Genomic DNA, 25,964 nt, shown 5'->3' on the forward strand with positions numbered 1-25,964 from the left:
TGGGGGGACAATCCCCTCACCCTAAGAAAATTTCTAGCCCCGCAGTTTCTGGGCCAGGATTTGGTTGAGCAGTTTCGGATCAGCACGGCCGCTGGTTTTTTTCATCAGTTGCCCCACAAAAAAGCCCTGTAGCTTTGTTTTTCCGGCGCGGAATTGTTCTACCTTCTCAGGATTGGCGGCCAAAACTTCATCCACCATGGCCTCTAGAGCACCTGTGTCTGAAATTTGGGTCAAGCCGCGACTCTCAACAATTGCCTTGGGCGAACCGCCTTGCTCTAACAGTTCCGGGAGAATTTCTTTGGCAATTTTGCCGCTAATGGTGCCATCGTGAATTAAATTGACGAGTTCGGCTAATTGCGTTGCCTTTAGGGGAAGCTCAACAATCGTTAGACCGACATTTTTATTCAGGTGGGCAGCGATGTCTTGGGTCACCCAGTTGGTTACTTGTTTCGGATCTGCCCCAGCCGCCACAGCCGCTTCAAAGTATTCGGCTACGTCGCGGTCGTCGGTTAAAACCCTCGTGTCATAGGAAGACAGACCATACTCGGTTTCGTAGCGCTCTCGTTTTTGGGCGGGGGTTTCGGGGAGTTCGGCAGCCCATTTTTCTAGTTGTGCTGGGGTCACTTCAATGGGGGGCAGGTCTGGCTCTGGAAAATAACGGTAATCGCTGGAGCCTTCTTTTTTCCGCATACTAAAGGTGCGCTGGCTACTTTCATCCCAGAGGCGCGTTTCTTGGTAGATGGGTTCCCCTGTTTCGACGGCTTTGATTTGTCGCTCGATTTCGTAGTCGATCGCCTTTTGGATCGCACTGAAAGAGTTCATATTTTTGATTTCGACTTTGGTGCCGAATTCTTCTTGGCCGACAGGACGAATGGAAATATTTACGTCACAGCGGAGAGAGCCTTCTTGCATGTTGCCATCGCCGATGCCGAGATAGCGGACGAGGCGGCGCAATTCCTGGGCATATTCAGCGGCTTCTTTGCCAGAACGAATATCGGGTTCTGAGACAATCTCCAGGAGCGGAATCCCGGTACGATTGAAATCCACTTTAGAGTAGGTAGAACCCGCGAGGCGATCGCTCCCGGCATGGACTAATTTTCCGGCGTCTTCTTCCATGTGGAGGCGGGTCACGCCAATGGTTTTTTTGACGGGGGGGTCACTGGGTTTGTCGGCGATTTCAATTTCTAGGTGACCATGCTCAACAATGGGCAGATCGAATTGGGAGATTTGGTAATTTTTGGGTAGGTCTGGGTAAAAATATTGTTTCCGGTCAAATTTGCTGTAGGGGCTGATTTTTGCCTTGAGGGCCAGGCCCATTTTCACCGCCGATTCCAGCACCTTTTCGTTTAAAACGGGCAAAACTCCAGGATAGCCTAGGCAGACGGGACAGACATTGCTGTTGGGGTCGCTGTCAAATTTAGTAGAACAATGACAAAAAATTTTGCTGGCGGTATTGAGCTGACAATGGGTTTCGAGCCCAATAATCGCTTCATACTCGGTTTTGCGGGGTGCTGCAACTGCCATAGGACTTTTTTTATTTAGGAAACGTACAAAAATCGATAGCCTCTATTCTATCCTTGGCGGGCGGTGTTACTGGAGATTAACGGCTCGCAATTTGGGCCAGGTGCCAATCAGGGCGGAGGTTTTGGGCGTGGCGCAGGTAAGAATGGTAAATCTCCGCCTGGGGTTTGGGGGTATTGAGGTGAATTAAGACGCGAATACAACGCTCTAGGCTCCCTTGGACAGCCATTTGCTGCACATCGAGGAGGGGCACATTATCCCAGTTGGGTCGTTGTCGGGCGATCGCTGCCGGAAAAATAGCGTCCAAATCGGCGGTGGTAGTAAACACCACACTGATAATTTCTTCGGGGTCTAGTTGGTTGCGGACTTCAATGTCATCGAGTAGTTCCCGCACCGCATCGGCGATCGCCTCCTTGGTATTGGCCGTTGCTGTAATTGCGCCTCGAATAGCCCGCACCTTCCAGTCCACGTTGGTTTCCTCCGCCTCAAGCATCAAAAATTTTCGAAATTAGGGTCGATAGAGCCACAGGGGTTGTCCCGCCGTTGCCAGTTCAAATTCTACCCAATTAAGGGCGTTCCCCACGGGCGAACTCAGTTGATTGCGACTCAAAAGGCGAGTAATCAGGGGTTTGGGTTCCTCAATGGTGCGACATTCTGCCTTATCTGGATCTAAGCCCGCTAATTTTGCGGCCCAAATGCGTGCATCTTCTTCGGTGCCGAGGCGATCAACGACACCAAGTTCCTGCGCTTGCTCTCCGGTAAAAATGCGACCATCGGCAAAGGTTTTCACTGTTTCCACATCCAGATTGCGGGCTTCGGCGACAGTTTTGACAAACTGGCCGTAGCTGACATCGATCATTTCCTGGAGAATATTTTCTTCCGCCTCGGTCAACTCCCGGTCAAAGGACAAAATATCCTTGTAAGGGCCAGACTTAATCACCTTAAAAGAGACACCAACCTTTTCGAGGAGCCGCTCTAGGTTATTGCCCCGCAAAATAACGCCGATGCTGCCTGTAATTGTCCCCGGATTTGCAACGATATGCTGCGCTCCCATGCCGATGTAAACGCCCCCGGAAGCCGAAATATTGCCAAAGCTGGCGACAATCTTTGTTTTTTCCTGGAGTTTTTTGAGGGCGTAATAAATTTCTTGGGAGTCGCCCACGGTGCCCCCAGGGGAATCGATCCGCAACAGCAGGGCCGGATATTTTTTCTCTTCGACTTCTTCGAGGGCTTTCAGGACTCGTTTTCGGGTATCAGCGGCGATCGCCCCGGTGATTTCAATACGCGCAACTTGTTTACGGGTTTTCGGAGGAAACGGCCACACCATAGGGATTTGTCAAAAATAAATAATGAAATGTTAGCAGGCCCTGCAGATTAGACGTTGAGGGCACTAATCCCCTATGCTAACTGATCCGCTGGGTCTTACCGTGGTTTTTTCGGCGGAAATGGGCAAGTTTTTGGGGTCAGTGGCGGGGGGACTGTACGGGAAAGAACAACAAAAATTATAAATTTCCCCTATGCTTAACATTACTACACATTACCGCGAGTCTTTATAGTTGCCCTGAATTTATGGCCCTCAATCTCTCGAAGTCGAACTTTAGTCAATTTCCCTTGGTACTGATTGCGCCCTTTTTTCTGTGGGGTACGGCCATGGTCGCGATGAAGGGCGTGATTCCCCAAACCACACCTCTTTTTTTAGGGGGGTTGCGCTTAGTGCCAGCGGGATTATTGGTGTTGCTGTTCGGACTCCTATCGGGACGCGATCGCCACATTTCTTGGCAGGGTTGGCTCTGGATTGGCCTCTTTGCCCTAGTCGATGGCCTCATGTTCCAAGGCTTTTTAGCAGAGGGACTCGTGAAAACAGGAGCAGGATTGGGTTCCGTGATGATTGATTCGCAACCCCTCGCCGTGGCCCTTTTATCCAGCTGGCTATTTGGTGAAGTGATCGGCCTCTGGGGTTGGCTAGGGTTAGGTTTTGGGATTTTGGGGATTAGCTTAATTGGCATTCCTGATGCGTGGATTTTGGCGCTGTTCCAGGGAGATCTTTCTTTTTTTCAGTGGGAAAACCTGGGGATCAGTGGTGAAGTGTTGATGCTGGGAGCTTCCCTATCGATGGCAGTGGGCACGATTTTGATCCGTTATGTCAGTCGCCATGCGGATCCGGTGATGGCAACGGGCTGGCACATGATTCTCGGCGGCATTCCACTTTTTATCGCTTCGGATCAACTAGAAACCCTGCAATGGCAATTTATTAGCACGTCAGGCTGGTGGGCCTTGGCCTATGCAACGATTTTTGGCAGTGCGATCGCCTATGGTTTATTTTTCTACCTGGCGTCCGAGGGGAATTTAACCAGTCTTAGCGCCCTGACGTTCCTCACCCCTGTTTTTGCTCTAATTTTCGGCAATGTCCTCCTCAACGAAAAATTAAGCCCCCTGCAATGGGTCGGTGTGGGCTTGACTCTGGTGAGCATTTATTTAATTAACCAACGGGAAAAAATTGCCGCTTGGTTTTCCCAAGCTGAAGCTGCGGCAGGGGTAGGCACGCCCCAAGACAGTAAAATTCCCGTCGAAAGCAGCAAACGAAATTAGGTTTCTTTCTGAAGCAAATGCTGGTTTAGAAACTGAGATATTCGGGCTAAGGCGATCGCCGGAATTTCGTGGCCCCCAGAAAATTCAAAATAGTCGAGGGGAACGCCCACTTGACCCAGTTGGGTTTTGGCTTGGTGGGCTGCTTGGATCGGCACCACGGGATCTTGGGTGCCGTGAATTAGTAACGTCGGCGAAAAATCCCCTGGCCGTCTTTGGGGTTCGTAATGGAGATAGCCGCTGCAACTACAAAGGGCCGCAAAATTGAACTGCAAACCGACATCGAGGGTCATCGCGCCTCCCTGGGAAAAGCCAATCATCGCGGTTCGTTCCGGAGGAATGCCCGTATTTTCTGATAGGGTTTGCAGCCACTGAAAAAGGCGATCGCGCGCCTCTGGCAAACCCTGAAAATCTTCCCGTTCCAGGGCATACCAAGCCCGCCCCTGGGGACTCTGAAAATGGGGAAAAGGTGCATTGGGGAAAAGAAAGTGACAGTGGGGAAGATCCAGCATCCGGGCCAAGGGCTTGAGGTCATGGTAGTTGGCCCCCCAACCGTGGAGCATTACCACCAAATATTGCGCGGTCTCCGGTGGGCAGTTGGCAAATTCTAAACTTTCTAACGGGGCGATCGCCATAATTTTTCTAGTCTCCAAATTTTCAAAACTATTAAATACCGCAAACAAAAAAAAGAGAGCCGCCATAGCCCTCTTTCACATTTCTCACTCAGAACAATTAACGGTCAACGGAACCCATAATCACGTCAATGCTACCGAGAATCGCCATAATGTCCGCCACCTTCACGCCTTTCAGCAGGTGGGGCAAAATTTGGAGGTTATTGAAGTCTGCCGAACGGATTTTCCAGCGCCAGGGGAACACATTGTTATTGCCCTGAATGAAAATTCCCACTTCGCCTTTGCCACTTTCGAGACGGACATAATGTTCGCCATCGGGGATTTTGAACGTCGGCGCAACTTTTTTCGCGATGTATTGGTAATCGAAGTCGTTCCATTCGGATTTTTTCCCTTCTAACATCCGCTTGGCTTCGAGGTTTTCGTAGGCACCACCGGGCATTCCTTTCAGGGCTTGGCGAATAATTTTCACTGACTCGCGCATTTCCCGAATTCGTACCAAATAGCGGGCAAAGCAGTCCCCAGCAGTTTCCCACTGTACATCCCAGTCAAAATCGTCATAACACTCGTAGTGATCCACTTTGCGGAGATCCCATTTCACCCCAGAGGCCCGCAACATTGGCCCTGACAGACTCCAGTTGATCGCTTCATCGCGGGTGATCGTGCCGACCCCTTCTACCCGGCGGCGGAAAATGGGGTTATTGGTGATTAGTTTTTCGTATTCATCAACTTTGGGATCGAAATAGTCGCAAAAATCTAAACATTTATCGTTCCAACCGTAGGGAAGATCGACAGCTACACCACCAATGCGGAAATAGTTGTTGTTGATTAGGCGCATCCCGGTGGCGGCTTCCCACAGGTCATAGATCATTTCCCGTTCCCGGAAGATGTAGAAGAAAGGTGTCTGGGCACCGACATCCGCGAGGAAGGGGCCAAGCCAAAGGAGGTGATTGGCAATGCGGTTCAGCTCCAGCATGATCACGCGGATATATTGGGCGCGCTTCGGCACTTCGATATCGGCGAGTTTTTCGGGGGCATTAACGGTGATCGCTTCGTTAAACATCCCTGCGGCGTAGTCCCAACGACTCACATAGGGGACATACATGACATTGGTGCGATTTTCGGCAATTTTTTCCATACCCCGATGCAGATAGCCGATGACGGGTTCGCAATCAACGACGTCTTCCCCGTCAAGGGTGACGATCAAGCGTAATACGCCGTGCATGGAGGGGTGGTGAGGCCCCATGTTAATCACCATAGGTTCGGTACGAGTTTCAATTCTTGTCATGGATCCGCAGGTCTTCCGTTATGCTTATTTAAATTAAATCTGGTGATGGGGTGAGATGGTTTGTTTGTGCATTGCGTTTTTCCAATCTCCTGAATCACCGTTGCTTATGAGTTGCAGTGATTGGCTTTTAGATGGTTTGACGCTAGGTTTATTTACTCTCTGAACATTATAAAGTTTCGCTTAACCATGACAAGCTTGCCTCCCTTTCAGCGATCGCCTCTTCTGTTACAGGCGTTGACCCACCGCTCCTTTGCCAACGAACAACCAGAGACAATCCAAGACAATGAGCGCCTGGAATTTTTAGGCGATGCGGTGCTCAAGTTCATCATGGGAAAGCTACTGTACGAGCGTTATCCTGACTTTCAAGAAGGGGAACTGAGCCGACTGCGGGCCAGTTTAGAAAATAATCGCCACCAATTGGCTGAATTTGCCCAGGTGTTGGGTCTCGATCAGATCTTGCGCCTCGGCAAAGGGGCCGAAAAGGAAGGGGCCAGGCAAAACCCAGAAATTTTAAGTAATACCTTTGAGGCGGTCGTCGGGGCTTACTTTTTAGATGCGGGGATCGAAGCGGCGATCGCCTTTGTCGAAACCTTAGTCATTCCCGTGGCCGATCGCCTCGTGCAACAACCAAGCGATCCCCTCGCCCAAAATTTCAAAGGCCAATTGCAAGAGTGGGCCCTAGCAAACCACGGTGAAATTCCGAAATACAAAACCCTAAATGAATCCGGGGCCGACCATGCAAAAACTTTTACGGTGGCGGTTTATCTCCAAGGACAGGAATGGGGCCGGGGTCAAGCGGCCTCGAAGAAGCAAGCCCAAAAAGCCGCAGCCCAGGTTGCTTTACAAAAATTAACCCCTTCATCAGTGCCCACCGAGCCGTCTCCTAAACCACCTGCAACAGATGATCGTTTTGCCCTCCTCCAAGCCCTTGCCACCCAAATCACCCCGCGCCAATCCCCTTAATTGGGCGAGAAAATGGCTGTGCTTGATCCCCGATGCAGGCTTGGTTTGGTGTCGCTGCGAAAAATTTCGATACAATATAGTGTGATTTACTTTACAAAACCACACAATTCATTGACGGCGAAACCACTGTGACCCAGTATCCTTCCGTTGCCCCCGACCACAAACTTGGTTCTACCACCTTGACCCGCTATGACGCCAAGGCGATCGCCAAACATTACCGTTGGCGACCCTGGCAATCCCTGTGGCGGGCCTTTACGATCATTTGGTTATTTGGGTGGTTTTCCTTCAAATTGTGGCTAGATAGTAAACGCGAAGAAGAACCCGAAACCCGCGCCCGTCGCGCCAACGAACTGCGTGAAATTCTGACCCGCTTAGGGCCGACATTTATCAAAGTAGGGCAAGCCCTTTCAACCCGGCCAGACTTGATTCGTCCCGACTTTCTCGAAGAATTAATCAAGCTCCAAGACCAACTGCCTTCTTTTGATAACGAGATTGCCTTTGCGATTATTGAAAAAGATCTCGGTCGTCCCGTCGATGACATTTACCAAGAAATTTCCCCCCATCCCGTCGCGGCAGCCAGCCTCGCCCAGGTCTATCGGGCACGTTTGTATAGTGGCGAAGAAGTTGCCGTTAAGGTACAACGTCCCAAATTACTCCCGCTGCTGACCCTTGATTTGTACCTGATGCGTTTAGGGGCAAGCCTGTTTGCCCCCTATCTTCCCCTTAATTTGGGCCATGACTTGACGTTAATTGTTGATGAATTTGGCACCAAGCTTTTTGAAGAAATTGATTACATTAACGAAGGTCGCAACGCCGAGAAATTTGCCGCTAATTTTCGCGATGATCCCACTGTTAAAGTCCCTGCCATTTATTGGGAATATACAAGCCATCGCCTCCTTACCTTAGAGTGGATTCAAGGTTATAAGCTCAACGAATTAGACCGCATCCGTGCCGCTGGCCTAGACCCGAATCGAATCATTGAAATTGGTGTGACCACAGGGCTACGGCAATTGTTAGAACATGGGTTTTTCCATGCCGATCCCCACCCTGGTAATTTGTTTGCCACCTTTGATGGACGAATGGCTTACATCGACTTCGGCATGATGGATCAGTTGGACAACACCACCAAAGAGACCATTGCCAGTTCCGTCGTACAGCTGATCAACCAGGATTATCAAACCCTCGCGAAGGATTTTGTGGAATTGGGTTTCCTCGCTCCGAAAACAGACATCCGCCCGATTATTCCGGCCTTAGAAAAGGTTTTAGGGAAAGCGGTGGGGGAAAGTGTCGGTGATTTTAACTTTAAGACGATTACCGATGAATTTTCGGCGCTGATGTATGAATATCCGTTCCGGGTGCCGGCCAAGTTTGCGTTGATTATCCGCTCCCTTGTGACCCAGGAGGGATTGGCCCTGAGTCTAAATCCGGATTTCAAGATCGTCGAAATTTCCTATCCTTACGTTTCTCGACGCTTGCTAACTGCCGAAACCCCAGAGCTACGCCGCAAGCTCTTAGAGGTGCTCTTTAAAGACGGAAAATTCCAATGGCATCGCCTCGAAAATATGTTGGCGATCGCCCAGGCCGATAATCAGTTTGATATTTTACCCACGGCCCAAATGGGTTTTCAATATCTAATGTCCGAAGAGGGTGCAGAAATTCGGCGGATGATCCTCCTGGCCTTAACGGAAGACGATCGCCTCCATACCGAAGAAGTACAACGACTCTGGGCGCTCCTGAAAGACGAATTTCAACCCCAAAAATTACTGGGGGCCGCCTGGTCAAATCTCCGCCAATTTTCCGGTGAGCGTTTAACGGCTGTTTTGCCGAGTTTCGCCCAATCTCGGTCATAATGAAGGCTAGTTAATAAAGTTTTGTTAAAAAATCCATGGAAGAATATTATTACTATTACATTCCCCAGCCGCCGTTTTTGTTGGTAGGCCTTGGCTTGTTTATTGCCCTAACTAGCGGCTTTGCGTTCCAGAGTACCCTGAAGCTCAAAGCACGGGGGATTGTTGCCAATAACGACGATATTCACAAACAGTTATCCACCATTGATTTACAACTGCCTCTCTTTGGCATTGGTATGGGCATGAGTATTTTTCTCGCCAGTGGTTTAGAAGTCTTTTTTATCCCCGCTTGGTTTGCCTACAGCTTGTCTTTACCTTTAACTATCGGCACTGTGGGTCTTTTATGGAAACAATTGGAGCGAGTCTTTGCCATTCTCCGGGAAGGTGGATCAAAAGCCTTAGAAGTTGATTCTTTCAATATTTTTTAAGGCCAATTTAGCCGCCCAACACAACCGAATTATCGCGCAATCGCCTCCTTTAGTCCGGGAAAAAATGCACCAGGTTAAATCCTGAGGCCCGTCCCAGCAGTTCAAAGGGAGGCAATGCTTCTTTTAGGGCCGGTTGTTCTGTCAACAAATCTTGGTGAATGAGCCAATATTGCTCGCCAACGGGCGCTTCGAGGGGCTGGGGACGCACAGGGCGATCGCCATAGAAATCTAAGCTGGGCCGACTGTAATCAAAGGTGGTAAAAATAATCGCATCGGCTGGGGTCTCTGCCCGAATGATGGCGGCAATGGGTTTGACCGGAAAAGCTTCGTTAATTTCCCAAACCCAAGCCTGGGAGCAAAACAGCAGAGCCAAACCGCAATACATTCCTCCCACCAAAATATAAAGAGCCTGGGGCCGGGGCCAAAGCCAGGTAGTCACGGCAAACATCCCCCCTAGGGTCAGGGCCATCAAAATTAAGGGAACCTGGGGATCTGTGAAGTAGAGATAAATACCTCCCCCCAAAGCGGCGATCGCCAACAACCCAAATAGCCCCCGCAGAAACATCGCCTTGCGTGGTGGTGCATCCCAGAGTTTCGCTAAGTAATGTCCCAGCGCAAGGGCCAAAAACGGGTAAATCGGCATCACATACCAGGGCAATTTTGTCCCCATCGCAGAAATTAAACCCAGATAAAAGATGCTGCCCGTCAAAATTAATCTGCTGCTAGAAGTTTGGCGGATCTGCCAAAGGTATTGATAACTTTGGGGTAGAAAAAATAACCAAGGGGCCGTGTATTTGGCTATTTCTAATAAATAAAACCAGGGGGGCTCTTGGTGACTTTCAACGGTACTGGCGACCCGGTCAAACCCTTGGTTGAAAAAATGCACCTGAATAAAAGTCGCACCATAATGCTGAATTTGCGCCCCATACCAGAGAAGCACCGGGCAAGCGCCGAGACCCAACCCCAGCCAAATATAGAGATTTTTAAAAATAAACCAGCGGCGATCCCAAATCACAAACAACAGGGCGATCGCCCCCAGGGGAAGCATTAATAACCCCTTGACAAAGGCAATGATGCCCAAGCCCAGACCGAAGCCCAGTCCCCAGATGGGGGATTTTTGCGCCTTGAGTAAACACCAGAGACTGAAGATGAGGGCCGTTAAAACCAGACCATCAAGCATCAGCAGACGACCATGGCGTACCACAGGTAAGAGGGTGAGATAGACCAAGACACTCCACAGGGCAGGCGATCGCCCCTGGAATAATTGCCGTCCGAGGCAGTAGAGGAGAGGCACTCCCAGAGCACTTCCTACAGCCCCTGGTAAGCGACTTGTCCATTCATTCACGCCACCGAGGGTATAGCTACTGGCCACGAGCCAATCCATTAAGGGGGGTTTCAGCAGGTAAGGATCGCCGAATTGGGTGGGATGCAACCAGTTGCCAGTACGGAAAATTTCCCGCGCCACCAGTGCCCTGGTGCCTTCATCCCAATCCCGGAGGGGCATATTTCCCAGATTCAGACAAAACAAAAAAAGGGCCGCTAGACTTAAACCTAAGATAATTTGGCGATCGCCAAGGGTTTGGCCCCAATCTTCCCACCGACGCTTGCTGTGGCTCATGAAGAAGTTTTTGTTTTACGGCTGGTGGTTTTTTTTGCTGTTGTTTTTTTCGTCGTCGTTTTCTTTTTTGTCGTCGAACGTTTCTTGGTTGCTTTGCTACCCGCTTTTTCGGCGATTAGTTCGAGGGCCTTTTCGAGGGTAATTGTTTCTACGGTTTCTCCTTCTGGCAAACCTGCATTCACTTTTAGGTGATTCACGTAGATACCATAGGGGCCTTCATAAACATTGACTGGTTCGTTATCCGCGGGATGTTTCCCCAGTTCCTTCAGGGGCGTCTTTGTTTTGCCCCGACCACGGGAACGCTTTGGTTGCGCTAATAGTTCCATGGCCCGTTCAAAATCGATCGTAAAAAGATTGTCTTCTTTTTTAAGAGACCGGTAATCTTTGCCTTCTTTCCCTTGGTCATGGACAACATAGGGGCCGAAGCGACCGAGACCCACTTTAACGGGTTTGTTGGTTTCGGGATGTTCTCCCAATAGGCGCGGCAACGCTAACAGATCCACAGCCATCTGTAGGGTGAGCTCTTCTGGTTTAACGGTTTTGGGGAGGGAAGCACGCTTGGGCTTTTTCTTCTCTTCGGTGACTTCGCCCAGTTGAACGTAGGGGCCATAGCTACCCACAAGTAAATAGATGGGATCGCCTGTTTCAGGGTGCGTCCCCAATTGCTCGGGGCCTTCGGTTTTTTGTTTGAGAATTGTCTCAACCTGCTCCGGATCGAGGTCAGCGGGGGTTAAATCAGCGGGCAGGGAAGCGGTAATTGTTTCTTCGCCGTTAGCAGCTTCAATGTAGGGGCCAAAGCGACCAATTTTGACTTTCACGGGGAGGTTTTCGATGGCGATCGCCTTCGCGGTGGCCGGATCAATATTTTCCTCGCGCACTTTTACTTGGGTACCCAGGCCATCATCTCCGAGGTAGAAATTTTTTAGATAGGGCAACCATTGGGCTTTGCCGGTGGCAATCTCATCGAGGGTCTGCTCCATTTGGGAGGTGAAATCTGTATCCACCAGATTGGGGAAATGTTCCTCCAGAAGGGCCGTCACCGCAAAGGCCGTAAAGGTGGGAGTTAAGGCTTTATCGCGAATTTGCACATAACCGCGATCAACGATGGTGCCGATAATTGTGGCGTAGGTGCTGGGGCGACCAATGCCTTTGCTTTCAAGGGCTTTGACCAAACTGGCCTCGGTATAACGGGCCGGGGGTTGAGTATTGTGATCGACTTCTTCTAATTTTTTGCAGGTGGGCTGGTCTCCTTCCTTGAGATCGGGGAGCACCACTTCTTGGTTTTCGAGGGCAGCATCGGGATCATCAGAGCCTTCCACATAGGCCCGGAAAAAACCTGGAAAATCAATGCGTTTACCAGCAGAGCGGAACTCAGCATCATCGACTTTGAGAATGACCGACAGTTGAGTGAGACGAGCATCGGCCATCTGACAGGCAACAGTGCGTTTCCAAATAAGGTCATAAAGGGCTAACTCTCGACCACTGAGGCCGGTTTCCTGGGGCGTGCGAAAGGTATTGCCCGCAGGCCGGATCGCTTCGTGGGCTTCCTGGGCACCTTTACTTTTCGTTTTATATTGGCGCACCTTGGGACTGAGATATTCTGTGCCGTATTTTTCTGCAACGCAACTACGGGCTGCGGCGATCGCCTGTTCCGAGAGGTGCACCGAGTCCGTCCGCATGTAGGTGATATAGCCCTCTTCGTAGAGCTTCTGGGCAGTGCGCATGGTATCCCGCGCCGAAATACCGAGTTTGCGGTTCGCTTCCTGTTGCAGAGTGGAAGTGGTAAAGGGGGGCGAGGGGCGGCGGGTGCTCGGTTTTTCCTCGGTTTTGCTCACCGTCCAAGGTTGATCTTTTAGGCGATCCTTGAGGGCGATCGCCTCTGCTTGGGAGAGAACGACAACTTTTTTACCCTTGCTGAGTTTCCCCGTGGCCGCATCAAAGTCACTCCCAGACGCTAATTTCTTGCCACCGAGGGTGATCAGCTTGGCCTCAAATTTTGATTTCTTCTGGAGTAATTCTGCCTTGAGGTCCCAATAGTTAGCCGATTGAAAGGCCTGCCGTTCCCGTTCCCGTTGCACCAACAAGCGTACAGACACCGATTGTACCCGTCCCGCCGAGAGACCCTTGGCAATTTTGCGCCAGAGTAAAGGCGAGAGAGTGTAGCCCACTAAACGGTCTAAAATCCGGCGGGTTTCCTGGGCATGGACGAGGTTTTCGTCAATTTCCCGGCAATTGGTTAAAGCTTTTTGGATCGCCTCTTGGGTAATCTCATGGAAGACCATCCGTTTAATCGGCACCTTGGGCTTGAGCACTTCGAGCAAATGCCAGCTAATACTTTCCCCTTCGCGGTCTTCGTCCGTCGCCAGGATTAACTCATCGGCTTCTTTGAGGGCTTGCTTGAGTTCGGTGACAACTTTCTTCTTTTTCTTCGGCACGATGTAGAGGGGCGCGAAGTTATTTTCCACATTGACCCCAAGCTGAGACCAGGGCTGCCCTTTTTGTTCCTTAGGGATTTCCTCGGCAGAGGAGGGCAAATCGCGGATATGGCCCATGGATGCCGTCACATGATATCCCTTCGGTAGATAGTTCCGAATGGTACGGGCTTTGGTCGGGGATTCAACGATGACAAGGGTAGACATGGGCTGTCAAAAAAGTGAGGGTTTAGGTGTTTAGGCTTCTGATATACCTTACATATCTAATCAATGGCCCATAAGCCCCTGTTTCGTCAAGGATTAAATTTTTCTAAGTCTCCGGGATAGAACCGGGAATTCAGGCGTTTACCCTGTTTTTAAGGTTTTGTTGCACGGCAACGGGTTGAAATCCCCGTCCCTTGGGGCGTACCATGGGTTGATACATCTTGACCACTGCATCCCGCAGCGCAAACTTAAGCCCAGCGGGTCGTGTCGCAAGAAAAAGTATTGGGTCTGGGGAACCCGGACGCCTGCCTGTGGAGGCAATGTAAGACCAAAAGAACGACTGAGATCTAGAGGCCATTGCTGTCGAATCAGGAAACTCTGCCCGTTTGTGGTGGGGTAGTTCACTGGAAGTTGGTTCACTAAGCCGAAGAGCAAAGATGGATTTTTCAAGCACTGTGGCAAGCCAGTTGTACACTGGGGCAATTCTGCCGGAAAGTATCGTTATTTTGACCCTCATCGTTGTCTTGGTGGGGGATTTAATTGTCGGACGCGCCCGTTCGGGTTGGATTCCCTACGCGGCGATCGCCGGACTGTTGGGGTCAGTATTCGCCTTGTACCTCGGTTGGGATAATCCCCATCCCGTTGCCTTTTTGGGGGCATTTAACAGCGATAACCTCAGTATTTTATTCCGGGGCATCATTGTCCTGTCTACGGCCTTCACGATCATGATGTCGGTGCGCTATGTGGAACGTTCCGGCACCGCCCTCTCTGAATTTATCTGCATCTTGCTCACGGCCACCCTGGGGGGGATGTTCCTCTCTGGGGCGAATGAGTTGGTGATGATTTTTGTCTCCCTCGAAATGCTTAGTATCTCGTCTTATCTACTGACGGGCTACATGAAGCGAGACCCCCGTTCCAATGAGGCCGCCCTCAAGTATTTGTTAATTGGGGCCGCGAGTTCGGCGATTTTCCTCTACGGTGTGTCTTTGCTCTATGGCCTATCGGGTGGCAAGACAATTCTCAGTGAGATTGCCCTTGGATTTACGGATCCCCAGGGGGGCCAGTCCCTGGCGTTGGCGATCGCCCTGGTCTTTGCGATCGCCGGGATCGCCTTCAAGATTTCCGCTGTGCCCTTCCACCAATGGACCCCTGACGTTTACGAAGGTTCGCCTACCCCCGTTGTTGCGTTTCTCTCGGTGGGTTCTAAGGCCGCTGGTTTCGCCCTGGCGATCCGTTTGTTGGTAACGGTCTTTAACCCCGTGAGCGAAGAATGGCACTTCATTTTCACAGCTTTGGCAATCCTCAGTATGGTCTTGGGGAACGTGGTGGCTCTGGCGCAAACCAGCATGAAGCGGATGTTGGCCTATTCTTCCATTGCCCAGGCGGGTTTTGTGATGATTGGCCTCGTTGCGGGGACTGATGCGGGCTATTCCAGCGTAATTTTCTATCTGCTGGTGTATTTGTTCATGAACCTCGGTGCATTTACCTGTGTGATTCTTTTCTCTCTCCGGACGGGCACAGACCAAATCGCGGAGTACGCAGGACTTTACCAAAAAGATCCGTTACTAACCCTCGGCCTTAGTGTTTGCCTACTCTCCCTTGGGGGCATTCCGCCATTAGCTGGGTTCTTCGGGAAAATTTATCTGTTCTGGGCTGGCTGGCAAGCGGGCCTCTATGGCTTAGTGCTGCTGGGTTTGATCACCAGTGTAATTTCAATCTACTACTACATCCGTGTGATCAAGATGATGGTGGTCAAGGAACCCCAGGAAATGTCTGATTCTGTGCGCAATTATCCAGCGGTCACTTGGACGGCTGTGGGGATGAAACCTTTACAAGTGGGTCTGGTACTGTCGGTGATTATCACGTCTTTGGCGGGAATTCTCTCGAATCCGTTGTTTGTGATTGCGGATCAATCTGTCACCAGTACACCGATGTTGCAGGTGGCAAATCATCCCACAGAACAGGTCGTTGCCCAAGTAGACAGCGAGCTGGTTGGAGTGGCGATCGCCGATCACTAAGCAACGGTAAAACAATATTTTCAGTTCAAGATGATGACCCTCTGCCGCAATTGGTAGGGGGTTTTGATTAGCATGGGAGCAGAGTTCGACTGAGCAAACGACATGACCCGTACAGTGTTGATCTGTTGTCACCATACCTGTCCAAAACAGGGTTCAACGGCGATTTTGGCCGCCTTCCAAGCCCAAGCTCCGGCGGATGTTGAAGTGCGACAGGCTGGTTGTTTTGGGGAATGTGGCAATGGCCCCCTGGTACGCGTGCTGCCCGATGAAGTGTGGTATGCCCATGTGCAACAAGCCGATATTCCAGCAATTGTTAAACAGCATTTGCGCCAAAACCGACCCGTCAAACAGAAGCTCTATGGCAAATTTCACCAACCCAATCACGGGGCGATCGCCGCTCTCTTTTTATTTTTTTCCTTTTTCGGCTTTCTGATCGGGCTATGTTGGCTCTTGGCTAGTCACACGGAAGTCTTTTGAAAATCATGAAAATAAGCTGGCCGCCAGTGATGTTTACGCGCCAGAACTCGCTAAGATGAGGGGCGATCGCCTTTTATTCCCGTTCAACCGCTCTAAAAACTATGGATCTAAAATCCCTGATTCGTGACATCCCTGATTTCCCCAAGCCCGGCATTCTCTTCCGCGACATTACCACCCTCCTCAACCACCCCGAAGGTATGCGCTACACCATGGATGCCCTAGTGCAACTCTGCCTTGAAGCCAACCTCAAACCCGATCATGTGGTGGGAATGGAGTCTAGGGGGTTTATCTTTGGGCCGACCCTCGCCTACAACCTCAATGCTGGTTTTGTCCCCGTGCGTAAACCCGGCAAACTCCTCGCCGCCGTCCACACCGTCGAATACGAACTTGAATACGGCACCGACACCCTCGAAATTCACCAGGATGCCGTGGGGTCTGGGGACAAAATTGTCATCGTCGATGACCTGATCGCCACCGGGGGTACCGCCAAAGCCACCGCAGAACTGCTTACAAAAATTGGCTGTGACATCATTGGTTTTGTGTTTATCGTCGAACTCCTAGATCTCAAGGGCCGCGATCGCCTGCCAGACGCCCCCGTGCTTTCCCTCATACAATACTAGGCAGGATTTGGAACACCCGATTTAACCCCCAATGAGCATTCGTAATCCCCTAACGATCTTTGACCGAGAAACGATTCTTTATATCTTAAAGCGTCTACTCCAGGCGATTTTTACCCTGTTTTTGGCTTCGATCCTGAGCTTTGTGATTATCCAACTGGCTCCAGGGGATTACCTTGATGCCCTCAGGCAAAACCCGAAGATGACCGAAGAGACGCTCTTAGATCTCCAAAGTCGTTTTGGCCTCGATCAACCGATTCTGACCCAATATGGCCGCTGGCTATGGCGGGTGGTGCGCTACTTTGATTTTGGCATTAGTTTTGAATCCTTCCGGCCTGTCCACGAGCTGCTCCTAGAACGGATGCCCGCGACTCTACTCCTGGCGCTCACGTCAATTATCGGTACCTGGGCGATCGCCATTCCTTTGGGGATTCTCAGTGCGGTGAAGCAAAATACCGTCCTCGATAAATTTTTGCGGGTGATCAGTTACCTCGGCCAGGGCTTACCCAGCTTTATCACGGCCCTCGCCTTGCTGATGGTGGCCCAACAGGTTTCCCCGTTGCTCCCGGTGGGGGGCATGACCAGTATTAATTTCGTGGATCTCCCCTGGTACGGCAAAATTCTCGACATCGGCTGGCACATGATCCTACCCACTATTGCCTTGAGCTTAACGGGCTTTGCGGGGTTGCAACGGCTGACCCGTGGTCAACTCCTAGATGTGTTGCGGCAAGATTATATCCAAACGGCGCGGGCCAAGGGCTTACCCGAAAATCGCGTGATCTATGTCCATGCCCTCCGCAATGCGATCAATCCCCTCATTACCCTGCTGGGCTTTGAATTTGCCAGTCTGTTGAGTGGCTCATTTATTTCTGAATTTTTCTTTAACTGGCCGGGCCTGGGAACTTTGACGTTACAAGCGGTGCAATCCCAGGATTTGTATTTAGTCATGGCAGCCCTGATGATGAGTGCAACCATGCTCATTGTGGGGAATCTCCTGGCAGATTTGATGTTAAAGTTTGCTGATCCCCGCATTAAATTAGACGATTTGAAGTAATTGCATCATGGCCTCCAGAAGGCGCTACAGCAGCAAAGATTTATGACCAAGGTTCCCCCGTTGGGGCTTCTTTTCCTAGAGTAGAGAAAACGACGGGGGACTTATTTTATGGTGCGTTGGCTGAAGCGTCTTTGGCGGAATCTTGTCCGTAAATCGACCCATGTCCGTCAGGAACCACTCAATAAAGTGAGTATTGTAATCCTGATTTTGATCGACATTTTTGTGTTGATCAATGTGTTTCAGGGTCTTGATAGTGTTGGTAACTGGCCCCTTTCGCCCCAGGAACGGTATCCTTGCTACCGCGTTTATCAGACCTATCAAAATAACAATAACTCCGATAAAGACTTTACCTGGGTAATGGAAATGTTGGGGGATTATCCTTCCCAAGACATTCAGCTTATTAAAACAGAAGGGCGCTTGGGGGAAGTTTCTAGCCAGTGCGATCGCCTTTTGGCCCTCACACCAACGGTAAAAAATCCGGAAACCCTGGCTTTATCCAAAGAGATTCAGAATTTACAAACCCAAATTAATGAAGTCAACCAACGCATTGCCACCTACAAAGAGCAATATGATTCGACGCTTTTAGAAGAAATTGCGGGTCAAGATCCGAATCAATCGATCAACGAAACAACGGCAGCCCAAACGAAGGCGGACATTGAGGCCGCCGAAGCCCAAAAAGCGACCCTGACCGAGACCCTAGATCGTAGAAAAGCCGAGCTTCTTAATCAATCAGAGGTACAAACGTATTTAACGGCCATTGGCGATCGCCAATTTTTTGCCACTTTGAAACAGGATTTTGAACGGGCTGAATTTTGGCACCCCAATCGGCAATTCTTTTTGCAGACCCTTTTCCTCTTACCGCTGATTTTGATTAGCTATTTTTGGCATCGTCAGGCCGTAGAGCGGCACCGGGGAACCCAGGCGCTTTTAAGTTGGCATTTATTACTTATTTTTCTGATCCCCCTGCTAATTAAAATTCTTCAATTTATCCAGTTTGGGAATCTAGTGCGGGCAATTTTTGATGTCTTGATCGCAATTTTTGGTGGCTTAGTTTTTATTTCTAGCTATCTGCTGATCTTGATTATTCCGCTGTTGGGCTTTGGCTTGATTAAATTTCTCCAGCGGTTTGTTTTTAATCCCAAAGTCCAGGCAAAAAGTCGCATTCAAAAACAGCGCTGCATTCAATGTAGTAGTCGGCTCCGCAAAGACGATCAATTTTGTCCTTTTTGTGGATTTGAACAATGGATTAGTTGCCCAAACTGTGCGGCAAAAACCTATAAATACACAGAGTTTTGTCGCCAGTGTGGGGTGGATTTATCGGATTCTCTGCCCCAGTAAATCTAAAATTATTCAGGCCGCTCTAGGTTTTCTGGGAGGTCAATAAAGACCCTGTCTTCTGGGGTGACGCCCCGGACAATCTGGGTGCGATCGCCGACGGTCGCGCCGATGATCACAGGCTTAAATTGGGGAGTGTTATTCGCATCAGGAATGAGGACCCCGGTTTCGCCATTTTCTGTGGCGATCGCCACCGTGGGCACTGTCATCACATTGGTTAAGTTTTGGCCGACGAAAGTAACGTCAGTATTCATCTTCGAGCGGAGAAATTCCCGACCCGATAACAGGGCAATGCGCACCTCAAAGGAAGTTACATTATTTTCGACAATCGCTTCCGGGGCCACCAACAACACCCGTCCCCGAAACACCTGGGCGGGATCCGCATCGGCAACAATTTCCACATCCTGACCCGGTTCAATTTGCTGAATATCTACCTCCGGCACCCTGGCGACCACTTCCAAACCCCGTGCTAGGGCCAAAATAGACGAAGAGGTGGCCGAAGCCGTACTCGAAGCGGCAGTCGTTGGGGTGACAAATGCCCCTTCGGTGGCGAATTTTTGGGTGATTACCCCATCAAAGGGCGCCCGAATAATGCTGTCTTGGAACTGTACCGCCGCAATTTGTCGCTGGGCCTGGGCCTGTTCGAGGGCCGCCGTCAGTTGAGTTAATTGGGGTTCAGCGTTGCGTTCGAGGCGATCTAGGCTCGCTCTGGCCTCGACGGTGGCAGCGGTAAGGGCTTCGAGTTCGGGATTGGCGGTATTTCTAACCTGGGCTAACCGTTGCTGGGCTTCAAAAAAGCGGGCGCTAGCATTGTCAAATTCATTGCGGACATCGTCATAGGTTTCCTGGGCGATCGCCCCACTGTCGAGGAGTGTTTCAAAGCGTTCAACCTTGTCCTGGGTGCGCTGGAGATTGGCTTGGGCTGCTGCTAGTTGCGCATTGGCTTGATCAATTTCTTTGGGAATGCGTTGTTCCGCCTGTTGCAGTTGGGCTTGGGTGCGAATGTAGCGGGCGCGGGCTTCTTCGATTTCTCCCTGGATACGGGTTTCTGTGGCCCGGAGTTCGGCAATGCGTTGTTTTGTCAGAGATTCAGCACGAATCCCCTCGGCATACAATTCACTATTGTCCATAATTGCCAGTTCTTGGCCTTCGGTGACAACATCTCCCTGTTCCACCAGCAGTTGGGCGAGGCGACCGGGGGTTTTGGGACTAATGTTAACGCTCTGGATCGGTTCGACAATGCCGTTGGCCTCGATGCGCACCGCTAAATTTTCCACTTCAACGGGAACGGTCAGGGCTGCCAGTTGTTCTTCATTCACCCCTGCTTGGCGATCGCCAAACATTCTCGCCACCGGCAGACCAATGAGTAGCACCCCACCAGCTAAGGCCGCCAAGGACAAAACAACTTTTTTGGGGGTGACAAGGGCACCAATCATAGGAATTTTTGCGGGGGGTTGAGTAAACAGGACTAATCCGTAGTCTACTGTAATCCCTCAAAATTGAAATAGTCCCCCGTGGGGAATCTTTTTACAATGGTTTTACGTCAATTGCGGGGGAAAGTCGCTAGACTTGGTTTTAAGAATCGTTGTTTCGTGAAGAGTTGAACCGTGCCTAAACATCGTTGGTTAGTTGCCCTTGGAGCCTGTGTTAGTGTGTTGTGGATGGGAAATAGTCCTGTGCGATCGCAGGCGGTACTGCCCCTGAGGCGGGATTTTGATCAGGCCCAGATGGAACAGCAGGGGCTGATGCTTATTGAAGATGCCATTCAGCTTTCCCGTTTCCAACAATATGAATGGGCGATTCCCCGGGCCAAACTCGCGACCCAACTGGTGCCAGAACGTTTTGAAGCTTGGTACATTTTGGGCACTCTCCTCGTGCAAGAGCGGGAACTTGATGCCGGGATTCAAGCCCTCACCACAGCCAAACGACTCAATCCCCGTGAAAGTGGCGTCCATAGTATTTTGGGGTCGGCCTATTTCCAGCAGGAAGATTACGAAGGGGCGCTCCGGTCTCTGAAAACGGCTACCCAGCTTGGGGACAATTCCATTGAAACCCTTTTTGATCTCGGCAATACCCAATACAAACTCAAGCAATACGACGCGGCGATCGCCACCTACAACCAAGCCGTTGCCCTCGATGCCACCTTTTGGCCGGGGATTAATAATATTGGCTTGATCCAGTACGAACAAGGCAAGGTTGATGCCGCCATTAACAGTTGGCAAAAGGCGATCACCCTCGACCCCACCGCCGCAGAGCCCCAGCTCGCTGTTGCCGTGGCCACCTACGCCAAAGGCGATCGCGCGAAGGGCTTAGAACTGACCCGTACCGCCTTAGATCTCGATGGTCGTTACGGCGAAATTGATTTCCTCGTGGAAAACCTCTGGGGCGAAAAATTGCTCCAGGCCACCCAAACTGTATTTGATACGCCAACCGTCCAGGCTTTCTTCACAGAACTCGACCGCAGGGCATTTCAACCGGAGATGGAACCCTAGGGACAAGGGTGCGATACCATAAGCATCACTGCTTCTCTGTTGATGGGAAAACATTGCCGTGGCCCAGGTTGTACTCAACGATATTCACAAATCTTTCGCGGATCGCTCCACCGGAAAAATGACCGCCGTCTTGCGGGGGATTAACCTCCAGATCCAGGCGGGGGAATTTATGGTGCTGGTGGGAGCTTCTGGGTGTGGTAAGAGTACGTTGTTACGCCTCATCGCGGGCCTCGAAACGGTAACAACGGGACAAATTGCCATTGGCGATCGCCCGGTAAATGATCTCCCGTCTAAACAGCGAGACATTGCCATGGTGTTCCAAAATTACGCTCTGTATCCCCACCTCAATGTCTATGACAACATTGCCTTTGGGTTGCGGCGGATGCCCACGGCAGAAACGAAAAGCCATTGGCTGCAAAATACCTGGCGGGGCGTCACCAGACCACTCCCAAAATCCCTGCGTTACCAACCGACTGCCGAATTACAAATCCGCCAAAAGGTGCAGCAGGTCGCCCAACTGCTACAGATTGACCATCTCCTCACACGACTCCCGAAACAATTGTCCGGCGGCCAAAAACAACGGGTTGCTCTGGGGCGGGCGATCGCCCGCAATCCCCAGGTTTTTCTGATGGACGAACCCCTTTCTAATTTGGATGCGGCCCTGCGCAGTGAAACCCGCGCCCAGATCGTCCAGCTCCAGAGCCAACTGGGGATTACAACGATTTACGTGACCCACGACCAAACCGAAGCAATGACCATGGGCGATCGCATTGCAGTGATGCACCAAGGGGAGATTCTCCAGGTGGCCCCGCCCCTTGAAGTTTATAATCGCCCGGTGAATCGCTTCGTGGCGGAATTTATTGGCTCGCCACCGATGAACTTTCTGTCAGTGCAGTTGACCGTCGCTGGTGTCGTTGAACATCCCCAATTTCGCTTTCCCGTCCCAGAAGGTTGGCGACCATTACTCCAGCCCTACCAGGGGCGATCGCTCCTCCTGGGCATCCGGCCCGAACACCTCAGCCTCAGTACCGCCGCCCCCGAAAATCTTGAAGTGGCGATCAATCTTGTCGAAGCCCTGGGCAATGAAACCTTCCTCTCGGCTCACCCCGTTGACTTGCCGCTACAAAATCTCAAGGTGCGCATTCCCCCCAAGGCTAAGGTTGCCCCCCAGGAAAAAGTCTGGTTGGCCTTTGATTTAGAGCAACTCCACTTTTTTGATCCAGAGACGGAATTTAGCCTCGGTCAACCCCACCCCAAGGGTGAAGCGGAACAACTGATCCGCTAAACTTTGGGATGTTGAGTCGTGTGGCGATCGCCCCAGCACCCTATGAATGAATTGCTGACCAAAATTCAACACACTACGCGCCACGCCAAACAGGTAGGGGCGCTGCATTCTTTGACCACGGCCCAGGAAGTGATTGTTGACCATGGGATTCCCTTTGTGGTGCGCATTTTAGAGCAACTCGACCGCAAGGAAAATTATCAAGCGAAGCAAGAAAAAGCGAAGGTGAATCCTTTTTTGCCCTACGAACAGGATTTATTTGTTTGTGATCTGACGCCCCACCATGTCTGTCTGCTGAATAAATTTAACGTCGTCGATCACCACATTTTGATCATCACCCGGGAATTTCAGCCCCAGGAAACCTGGTTAATGGAGGCGGATTTTACTGCCCTGGCCCATTGTCTTCAACGTCTCGATGGCTTGGCCTTTTATAATGCCGGGGCGATCGCCGGGGCGAGTCAACCCCACAAACATTTGCAATTGATCCCTTTCCAGAGCAATGGGGAAACCTTTTCAGTGCCCATCGACCAAGTGTTATCCCAGCTCAATGATCGGATGCAGCCCCAGCAAATTCCTCTCTTTCCCTTCATGCACGGGATTATCTCCCTACCCCAAGATTACGACGGCAAGATTTTGTTCGATTGTTACCTGGCTCTACTACGTTTTCTCCGCTTCATTGACGGGCCGCTCAACCCCGGCTGGCAAACCCAAGCCTATAATCTCCTCGTTACCCGCCGTTGGATGTTGCTGGTGCAACGGGCCCAGGATCAGTATGAAAAAATTCCAGTGAATTCCCTGGGGTTTGCGGGGGCTCTTTTGGTGCGTAATCAGATGCAGTTAAGCTTGCTCAAAAAATTAACCCCCCTGCAACTATTAGCCTCAGTGGCGGCACGGGGGGATTTATCCCAAAGGGCGATCGCCCCCTTTGAATAAGCCAAAAAACTGACTACGTGGGCTGTACCAAATCATCCAGGGAAGCCGTGGGTTGGTTGTACATTGCCTGGAGCACAAGGGCCGGATCGACATAGTTCCCGGAATATTTCAAGCCCCAGTGGAGGTGGGGGCCAGTGGTGCGTCCGGTCATGCCAACGCGACCAATGCGAGTGCCAGCGCTCACTTCCTGACCAAGCCAAAGCTGAATGCCACCGTTGCGATCCATGAGGAAAGTCCCTTGACCAGAGGAAGAAACATAGCCACTGAGGTGACAGTAGATATGTTCCCAATCACCGGATTTAATCTGGATCATTGTGCCGCAGGCGGTGTTATCCGAAAGGCCCACAACTTTACCACTCCACCAGTTACGGATGTAGCTACCGAGGGGAGCAGCAATGTCTAAGCCTTGGTGAAATTGGCGTTGACCACTGGTGGGCGAAGTGCGATAGCCAAACCCAGATGTGTAACTTTGAAAATTTTCGACAGGAAAAGAAGCCTGTCGCCAACTGTTGTTGATACTAACGCGGGTTTGGGCCTGGGCGATCGCCAGGGGTGTTGATTGTGGCTGGGGCAGGAGATTAAACCCCAACACAAGGGCCAAGGTCACAGCCCCCAGCAGGATTGGTTTAATCCAGCGGCGAGCACGACGGAGATAAAACTGTAGGTTAAGCATTTACATCAAAGCCTAAAATCCATGGTAAGGGGATGTCCCAGACAAAAAAGATCATGTTGACAAACCATTGTAAGTCTAGTCTTTAGTCTGCGCACTTTTGTTTCACAGATTTTTGACCTGTACCACTGCTGGCATGACATTTTAAGACTGTTTTTCCGACTGGGAACCCACCAAATTCGGTTCTACCGTCGGGAAAAGGGCCGATTCTGTTCCCGAAATCGCCGCGTGGTGTTCGTAAAGTTCCACTGAGGGCGTGGTGTGTTCTTCAAGATCAGCCTGGGGATCCCCTGCCGGGAGCCATTTCAAGAAGACGAGGGGCAATAGGGTCGTCAAATTCGTGATCGTGACCAAAAGCCAAAGTCGGTCAAAATTGGTTTCTGTCACTCCGAGCCACTGGGTGAGAAGAGCCCCCAACTCATGGGAGAGTAAACCCGCCAGGTTCCAACTCGACATTAACAGGGCAAACATGGTCGCCTCGACGCCGGGCGGACAAAGGCGCGCTGACAACACCAGAATGGGCATCAGGGCAATTTCGCCAGTAACGGTCAAAATCAAGTTGTCCCCCAAGCTAAACCAGCGATCATCAATGCCCAAAGCACGGTTGGCGTGGGTCACAAGAATAAGGGTGGTAAAACCAAGGACGGCGGAAATGACGGTACTCCACCCCAACATTTTCCGGAACGAAACTTGCTTGAGATATTTTTGGTAGATGGCAATCCCCGCCAGGGCCGCAAAGCTAGTGACTAGGCGCACCCGCCCTAAAAATTCCGGGTTAAAGTCTAGCTCATTGGTGACAAAAAAGAAAAAGGCAGAATCGGCACTGGGGGTGGCCTGCCAGAGGAAAACAAAGGCCGTGGGCAACAGAATTTTTTTCTGCCGTACTGCTCCCCAGAGGGTTTTCATCTGGTTGCCAATGTTATCGGTGGTGGCTTTTAGGGATATGGCTTCACGGGGTTGCTCAATAATTAACAAGGCGATCGCCGATACCAACAGCGGAAAAATGGCCGTAATCCCAAACACAACCCTGGTACTAAATTGTTCCAGTAACCAACCGCTCAAATAGGCCGTTGTTAAACTCCCCACCGCCGCCACGGCCCAGGTCAAGGACTGGAGTGACCCTACTTTATCCAAAGATTCGGCCCGGGCGCGTTCGACCACCACCGAATCGACAATCACATCACTAATCGCCACAGAGATGGAACTCAAGACAATCATCGTTGCCGCCAACCAGGGTGCTTGGACAATGGTGGCCATTGCTGCCCAAGCGCCACAACCGAGTAAACCCGCCAAAATTAGGTAAGAGCGTCGTCGATACCCAAAGATCGGAAAGCCATCCGACAAAAAGCCAAAAAGGGGCTTGACGACCCAGGGAAATGCCGCAAGTCCCGTGAGGGCTGCCACTTCTGCCGGGGTTAGGCCGAGATCGTCTTTGAGGAAAAAGCTCACCGCAAGCCGCGAGAGATTGAGAATCCCCTGGACGAAATAGACCGTCAGCAGGGCAAACAACTCTGGGGTGACAGCATGGCCGAAGAGGGTGGGTTTTTTGAGATTGTCGAGAAAGGTCATC

22 protein-coding genes are annotated in these 25,964 nt (G+C 51.0%); 12 read left to right on the forward strand and 10 right to left on the reverse strand.

The annotated features are described in order from the left end of the window. Positions 1–33: 33 nt before the first annotated feature. From gatB to sppA, 3 genes are all read right to left on the reverse strand, one after another. Positions 34–1,524 (reverse strand): Asp-tRNA(Asn)/Glu-tRNA(Gln) amidotransferase subunit GatB, encoded by a 1,491-nt coding sequence (gatB, locus tag AACQ84_RS12775; RefSeq protein WP_012308131.1) that lies wholly within the window; start codon positions 1,522–1,524, stop codon positions 34–36. A 76-nt stretch (positions 1,525–1,600) separates the two neighbouring features. Further along, entirely contained in the window at positions 1,601–2,014 is a 414-nt protein-coding gene (aroH, locus tag AACQ84_RS12780) for a chorismate mutase (protein WP_041443638.1), read from the reverse strand. Between the two features lie 15 nt (positions 2,015–2,029). Further along, positions 2,030–2,848 (reverse strand): signal peptide peptidase SppA, encoded by an 819-nt coding sequence (gene sppA / locus AACQ84_RS12785; protein WP_012308133.1) that lies wholly within the window; start codon positions 2,846–2,848, stop codon positions 2,030–2,032. Positions 2,849–3,090: 242 nt separating this feature from the next. Between sppA and AACQ84_RS12790 the strand changes: the two genes are divergently transcribed. Beyond that, complete coding sequence (locus AACQ84_RS12790; RefSeq protein WP_012308134.1) at positions 3,091–4,110, forward strand: DMT family transporter; 1,020 nt, start codon at positions 3,091–3,093, stop codon at positions 4,108–4,110. Here AACQ84_RS12790 and AACQ84_RS12795 read toward each other — a convergent pair. Both AACQ84_RS12795 and AACQ84_RS12800 read right to left on the reverse strand, forming a co-directional pair. After that, on the reverse strand, positions 4,107–4,742 hold the full coding sequence (locus AACQ84_RS12795; protein WP_012308135.1) for an alpha/beta hydrolase: 636 nt from the start codon (positions 4,740–4,742) through the stop codon (positions 4,107–4,109). The genes AACQ84_RS12790 and AACQ84_RS12795 overlap by 4 nt on opposite strands. A 97-nt stretch (positions 4,743–4,839) precedes the next feature. Continuing rightward, on the reverse strand, positions 4,840–6,024 hold the full coding sequence (locus AACQ84_RS12800) for an NAD(P)H-quinone oxidoreductase subunit H (protein ID WP_012308136.1): 1,185 nt from the start codon (positions 6,022–6,024) through the stop codon (positions 4,840–4,842). A gap of 186 nt (positions 6,025–6,210) precedes the next feature. On the opposite strand from AACQ84_RS12800, the gene rnc reads away from it, so the two are divergent. From rnc to AACQ84_RS12815, 3 genes are all read left to right on the forward strand, one after another. After that, positions 6,211–6,987 carry a ribonuclease III gene (gene rnc, locus AACQ84_RS12805; protein WP_012308137.1) on the forward strand — a complete coding sequence of 259 codons (777 nt, stop codon included), beginning with the start codon at positions 6,211–6,213 and terminating at the stop codon, positions 6,985–6,987. Between the two features lie 128 nt (positions 6,988–7,115). Next, the gene (locus AACQ84_RS12810; RefSeq protein WP_012308138.1) at positions 7,116–8,837 is read left to right on the forward strand and encodes an ABC1 kinase family protein; all 1,722 of its coding nucleotides are present in this window, start codon (positions 7,116–7,118) and stop codon (positions 8,835–8,837) included. 35 nt (positions 8,838–8,872) lie between these two features. Next, on the forward strand, positions 8,873–9,262 hold the full coding sequence (locus AACQ84_RS12815) for a hypothetical protein (protein ID WP_012308139.1): 390 nt from the start codon (positions 8,873–8,875) through the stop codon (positions 9,260–9,262). Positions 9,263–9,311: 49 nt separating this feature from the next. Here the strand turns inward: AACQ84_RS12815 and AACQ84_RS12820 are convergent, their stop codons facing one another. Together AACQ84_RS12820 and topA are read right to left on the reverse strand one after the other, a co-directional pair. Then, on the reverse strand, positions 9,312–10,880 hold the full coding sequence (locus tag AACQ84_RS12820; protein ID WP_012308140.1) for an ArnT family glycosyltransferase: 1,569 nt from the start codon (positions 10,878–10,880) through the stop codon (positions 9,312–9,314). After that, positions 10,877–13,519, reverse strand: a complete 2,643-nt coding sequence (topA, locus tag AACQ84_RS12825) for a type I DNA topoisomerase (RefSeq protein WP_012308141.1) — start codon at positions 13,517–13,519, stop codon at positions 10,877–10,879. The genes AACQ84_RS12820 and topA overlap by 4 nt, the downstream gene beginning before the upstream one ends. A gap of 434 nt (positions 13,520–13,953) precedes the next feature. Here topA and AACQ84_RS12830 point away from each other — a divergent pair, with 434 nt between their 5' ends. From AACQ84_RS12830 to AACQ84_RS12850, 5 genes are all read left to right on the forward strand, one after another. Next, positions 13,954–15,534, forward strand: coding sequence for an NAD(P)H-quinone oxidoreductase subunit N (locus AACQ84_RS12830; protein WP_012308142.1), 1,581 nt, complete (start codon positions 13,954–13,956; stop codon positions 15,532–15,534). A gap of 102 nt (positions 15,535–15,636) precedes the next feature. Beyond that, positions 15,637–16,011 (forward strand): (2Fe-2S) ferredoxin domain-containing protein, encoded by a 375-nt coding sequence (locus AACQ84_RS12835; RefSeq protein WP_012308143.1) that lies wholly within the window; start codon positions 15,637–15,639, stop codon positions 16,009–16,011. A gap of 101 nt (positions 16,012–16,112) precedes the next feature. Continuing rightward, a complete protein-coding gene (locus tag AACQ84_RS12840) occupies positions 16,113–16,631 on the forward strand; it encodes an adenine phosphoribosyltransferase (RefSeq protein WP_012308144.1) in 519 nt (172 codons plus the stop codon). Between the two features lie 31 nt (positions 16,632–16,662). Next, positions 16,663–17,682, forward strand: a complete 1,020-nt coding sequence (locus tag AACQ84_RS12845) for an ABC transporter permease (protein ID WP_012308145.1) — start codon at positions 16,663–16,665, stop codon at positions 17,680–17,682. Positions 17,683–17,790: 108 nt separating this feature from the next. Next, complete coding sequence (locus AACQ84_RS12850) at positions 17,791–19,020, forward strand: double zinc ribbon domain-containing protein (RefSeq protein ID WP_012308146.1); 1,230 nt, start codon at positions 17,791–17,793, stop codon at positions 19,018–19,020. An 8-nt stretch (positions 19,021–19,028) separates the two neighbouring features. Here AACQ84_RS12850 and AACQ84_RS12855 read toward each other — a convergent pair whose 3' ends face one another. Then, complete coding sequence (locus tag AACQ84_RS12855) at positions 19,029–20,453, reverse strand: efflux RND transporter periplasmic adaptor subunit (RefSeq protein WP_012308147.1); 1,425 nt, start codon at positions 20,451–20,453, stop codon at positions 19,029–19,031. Between the two features lie 171 nt (positions 20,454–20,624). Here AACQ84_RS12855 and AACQ84_RS12860 point away from each other — a divergent pair, with 171 nt between their 5' ends. From AACQ84_RS12860 to AACQ84_RS12870, 3 genes are read left to right on the forward strand one after another with little or no spacing between them, the layout of a single operon-like run. Then, a complete protein-coding gene (locus AACQ84_RS12860; protein WP_012308148.1) occupies positions 20,625–21,509 on the forward strand; it encodes a tetratricopeptide repeat protein in 885 nt (294 codons plus the stop codon). A gap of 58 nt (positions 21,510–21,567) precedes the next feature. Next, positions 21,568–22,794: an ABC transporter ATP-binding protein gene (locus tag AACQ84_RS12865; RefSeq protein WP_012308149.1), complete on the forward strand. Its 1,227-nt coding sequence runs from the start codon at positions 21,568–21,570 to the stop codon at positions 22,792–22,794. 42 nt (positions 22,795–22,836) lie between these two features. After that, positions 22,837–23,724, forward strand: a complete 888-nt coding sequence (locus tag AACQ84_RS12870; protein WP_041443639.1) for an ATP adenylyltransferase family protein — start codon at positions 22,837–22,839, stop codon at positions 23,722–23,724. A gap of 13 nt (positions 23,725–23,737) precedes the next feature. Here the strand turns inward: AACQ84_RS12870 and AACQ84_RS12875 are convergent, their stop codons facing one another. Together AACQ84_RS12875 and AACQ84_RS12880 are read right to left on the reverse strand one after the other, a co-directional pair. After that, the gene (locus tag AACQ84_RS12875; RefSeq protein ID WP_030007788.1) at positions 23,738–24,397 is read right to left on the reverse strand and encodes a M23 family metallopeptidase; all 660 of its coding nucleotides are present in this window, start codon (positions 24,395–24,397) and stop codon (positions 23,738–23,740) included. A 141-nt stretch (positions 24,398–24,538) separates the two neighbouring features. Beyond that, entirely contained in the window at positions 24,539–25,963 is a 1,425-nt protein-coding gene (locus AACQ84_RS12880) for a folate/biopterin family MFS transporter (RefSeq protein ID WP_012308152.1), read from the reverse strand. Position 25,964: the final 1 nt, after the last annotated feature.

The organism is Picosynechococcus sp. PCC 7002 (assembly GCF_963860125.1).
Taxonomy (GTDB): domain Bacteria; phylum Cyanobacteriota; class Cyanobacteriia; order Cyanobacteriales; family MRBY01; genus MRBY01.

Bases quoted from the DNA above. Each gene is read 5' to 3' on its own strand.
- gatB (WP_012308131.1), bottom strand. From the start codon at position 1,524: ATGGCAGTTGCAGCACCCCGCAAAACCGAGTATGAAGCGATTATTGGG.
- aroH (WP_041443638.1), bottom strand. From the start codon at position 2,014: ATGCTTGAGGCGGAGGAAACCAACGTGGACTGGAAGGTGCGGGCTATT.
- sppA (WP_012308133.1), bottom strand. From the start codon at position 2,848: ATGGTGTGGCCGTTTCCTCCGAAAACCCGTAAACAAGTTGCGCGTATT.
- AACQ84_RS12790 (WP_012308134.1), top strand. From the start codon at position 3,091: ATGGCCCTCAATCTCTCGAAGTCGAACTTTAGTCAATTTCCCTTGGTA.
- AACQ84_RS12795 (WP_012308135.1), bottom strand. From the start codon at position 4,742: ATGGCGATCGCCCCGTTAGAAAGTTTAGAATTTGCCAACTGCCCACCG.
- AACQ84_RS12800 (WP_012308136.1), bottom strand. From the start codon at position 6,024: ATGACAAGAATTGAAACTCGTACCGAACCTATGGTGATTAACATGGGG.
- rnc (WP_012308137.1), top strand. From the start codon at position 6,211: ATGACAAGCTTGCCTCCCTTTCAGCGATCGCCTCTTCTGTTACAGGCG.
- AACQ84_RS12815 (WP_012308139.1), top strand. From the start codon at position 8,873: ATGGAAGAATATTATTACTATTACATTCCCCAGCCGCCGTTTTTGTTG.
- AACQ84_RS12820 (WP_012308140.1), bottom strand. From the start codon at position 10,880: ATGAGCCACAGCAAGCGTCGGTGGGAAGATTGGGGCCAAACCCTTGGC.
- topA (WP_012308141.1), bottom strand. From the start codon at position 13,519: ATGTCTACCCTTGTCATCGTTGAATCCCCGACCAAAGCCCGTACCATT.
- AACQ84_RS12830 (WP_012308142.1), top strand. From the start codon at position 13,954: ATGGATTTTTCAAGCACTGTGGCAAGCCAGTTGTACACTGGGGCAATT.
- AACQ84_RS12835 (WP_012308143.1), top strand. From the start codon at position 15,637: ATGACCCGTACAGTGTTGATCTGTTGTCACCATACCTGTCCAAAACAG.
- AACQ84_RS12840 (WP_012308144.1), top strand. From the start codon at position 16,113: ATGGATCTAAAATCCCTGATTCGTGACATCCCTGATTTCCCCAAGCCC.
- AACQ84_RS12845 (WP_012308145.1), top strand. From the start codon at position 16,663: ATGAGCATTCGTAATCCCCTAACGATCTTTGACCGAGAAACGATTCTT.
- AACQ84_RS12850 (WP_012308146.1), top strand. From the start codon at position 17,791: ATGGTGCGTTGGCTGAAGCGTCTTTGGCGGAATCTTGTCCGTAAATCG.
- AACQ84_RS12855 (WP_012308147.1), bottom strand. From the start codon at position 20,453: ATGATTGGTGCCCTTGTCACCCCCAAAAAAGTTGTTTTGTCCTTGGCG.
- AACQ84_RS12870 (WP_041443639.1), top strand. From the start codon at position 22,837: ATGAATGAATTGCTGACCAAAATTCAACACACTACGCGCCACGCCAAA.
- AACQ84_RS12875 (WP_030007788.1), bottom strand. From the start codon at position 24,397: ATGCTTAACCTACAGTTTTATCTCCGTCGTGCTCGCCGCTGGATTAAA.
- AACQ84_RS12880 (WP_012308152.1), bottom strand. From the start codon at position 25,963: ATGACCTTTCTCGACAATCTCAAAAAACCCACCCTCTTCGGCCATGCT.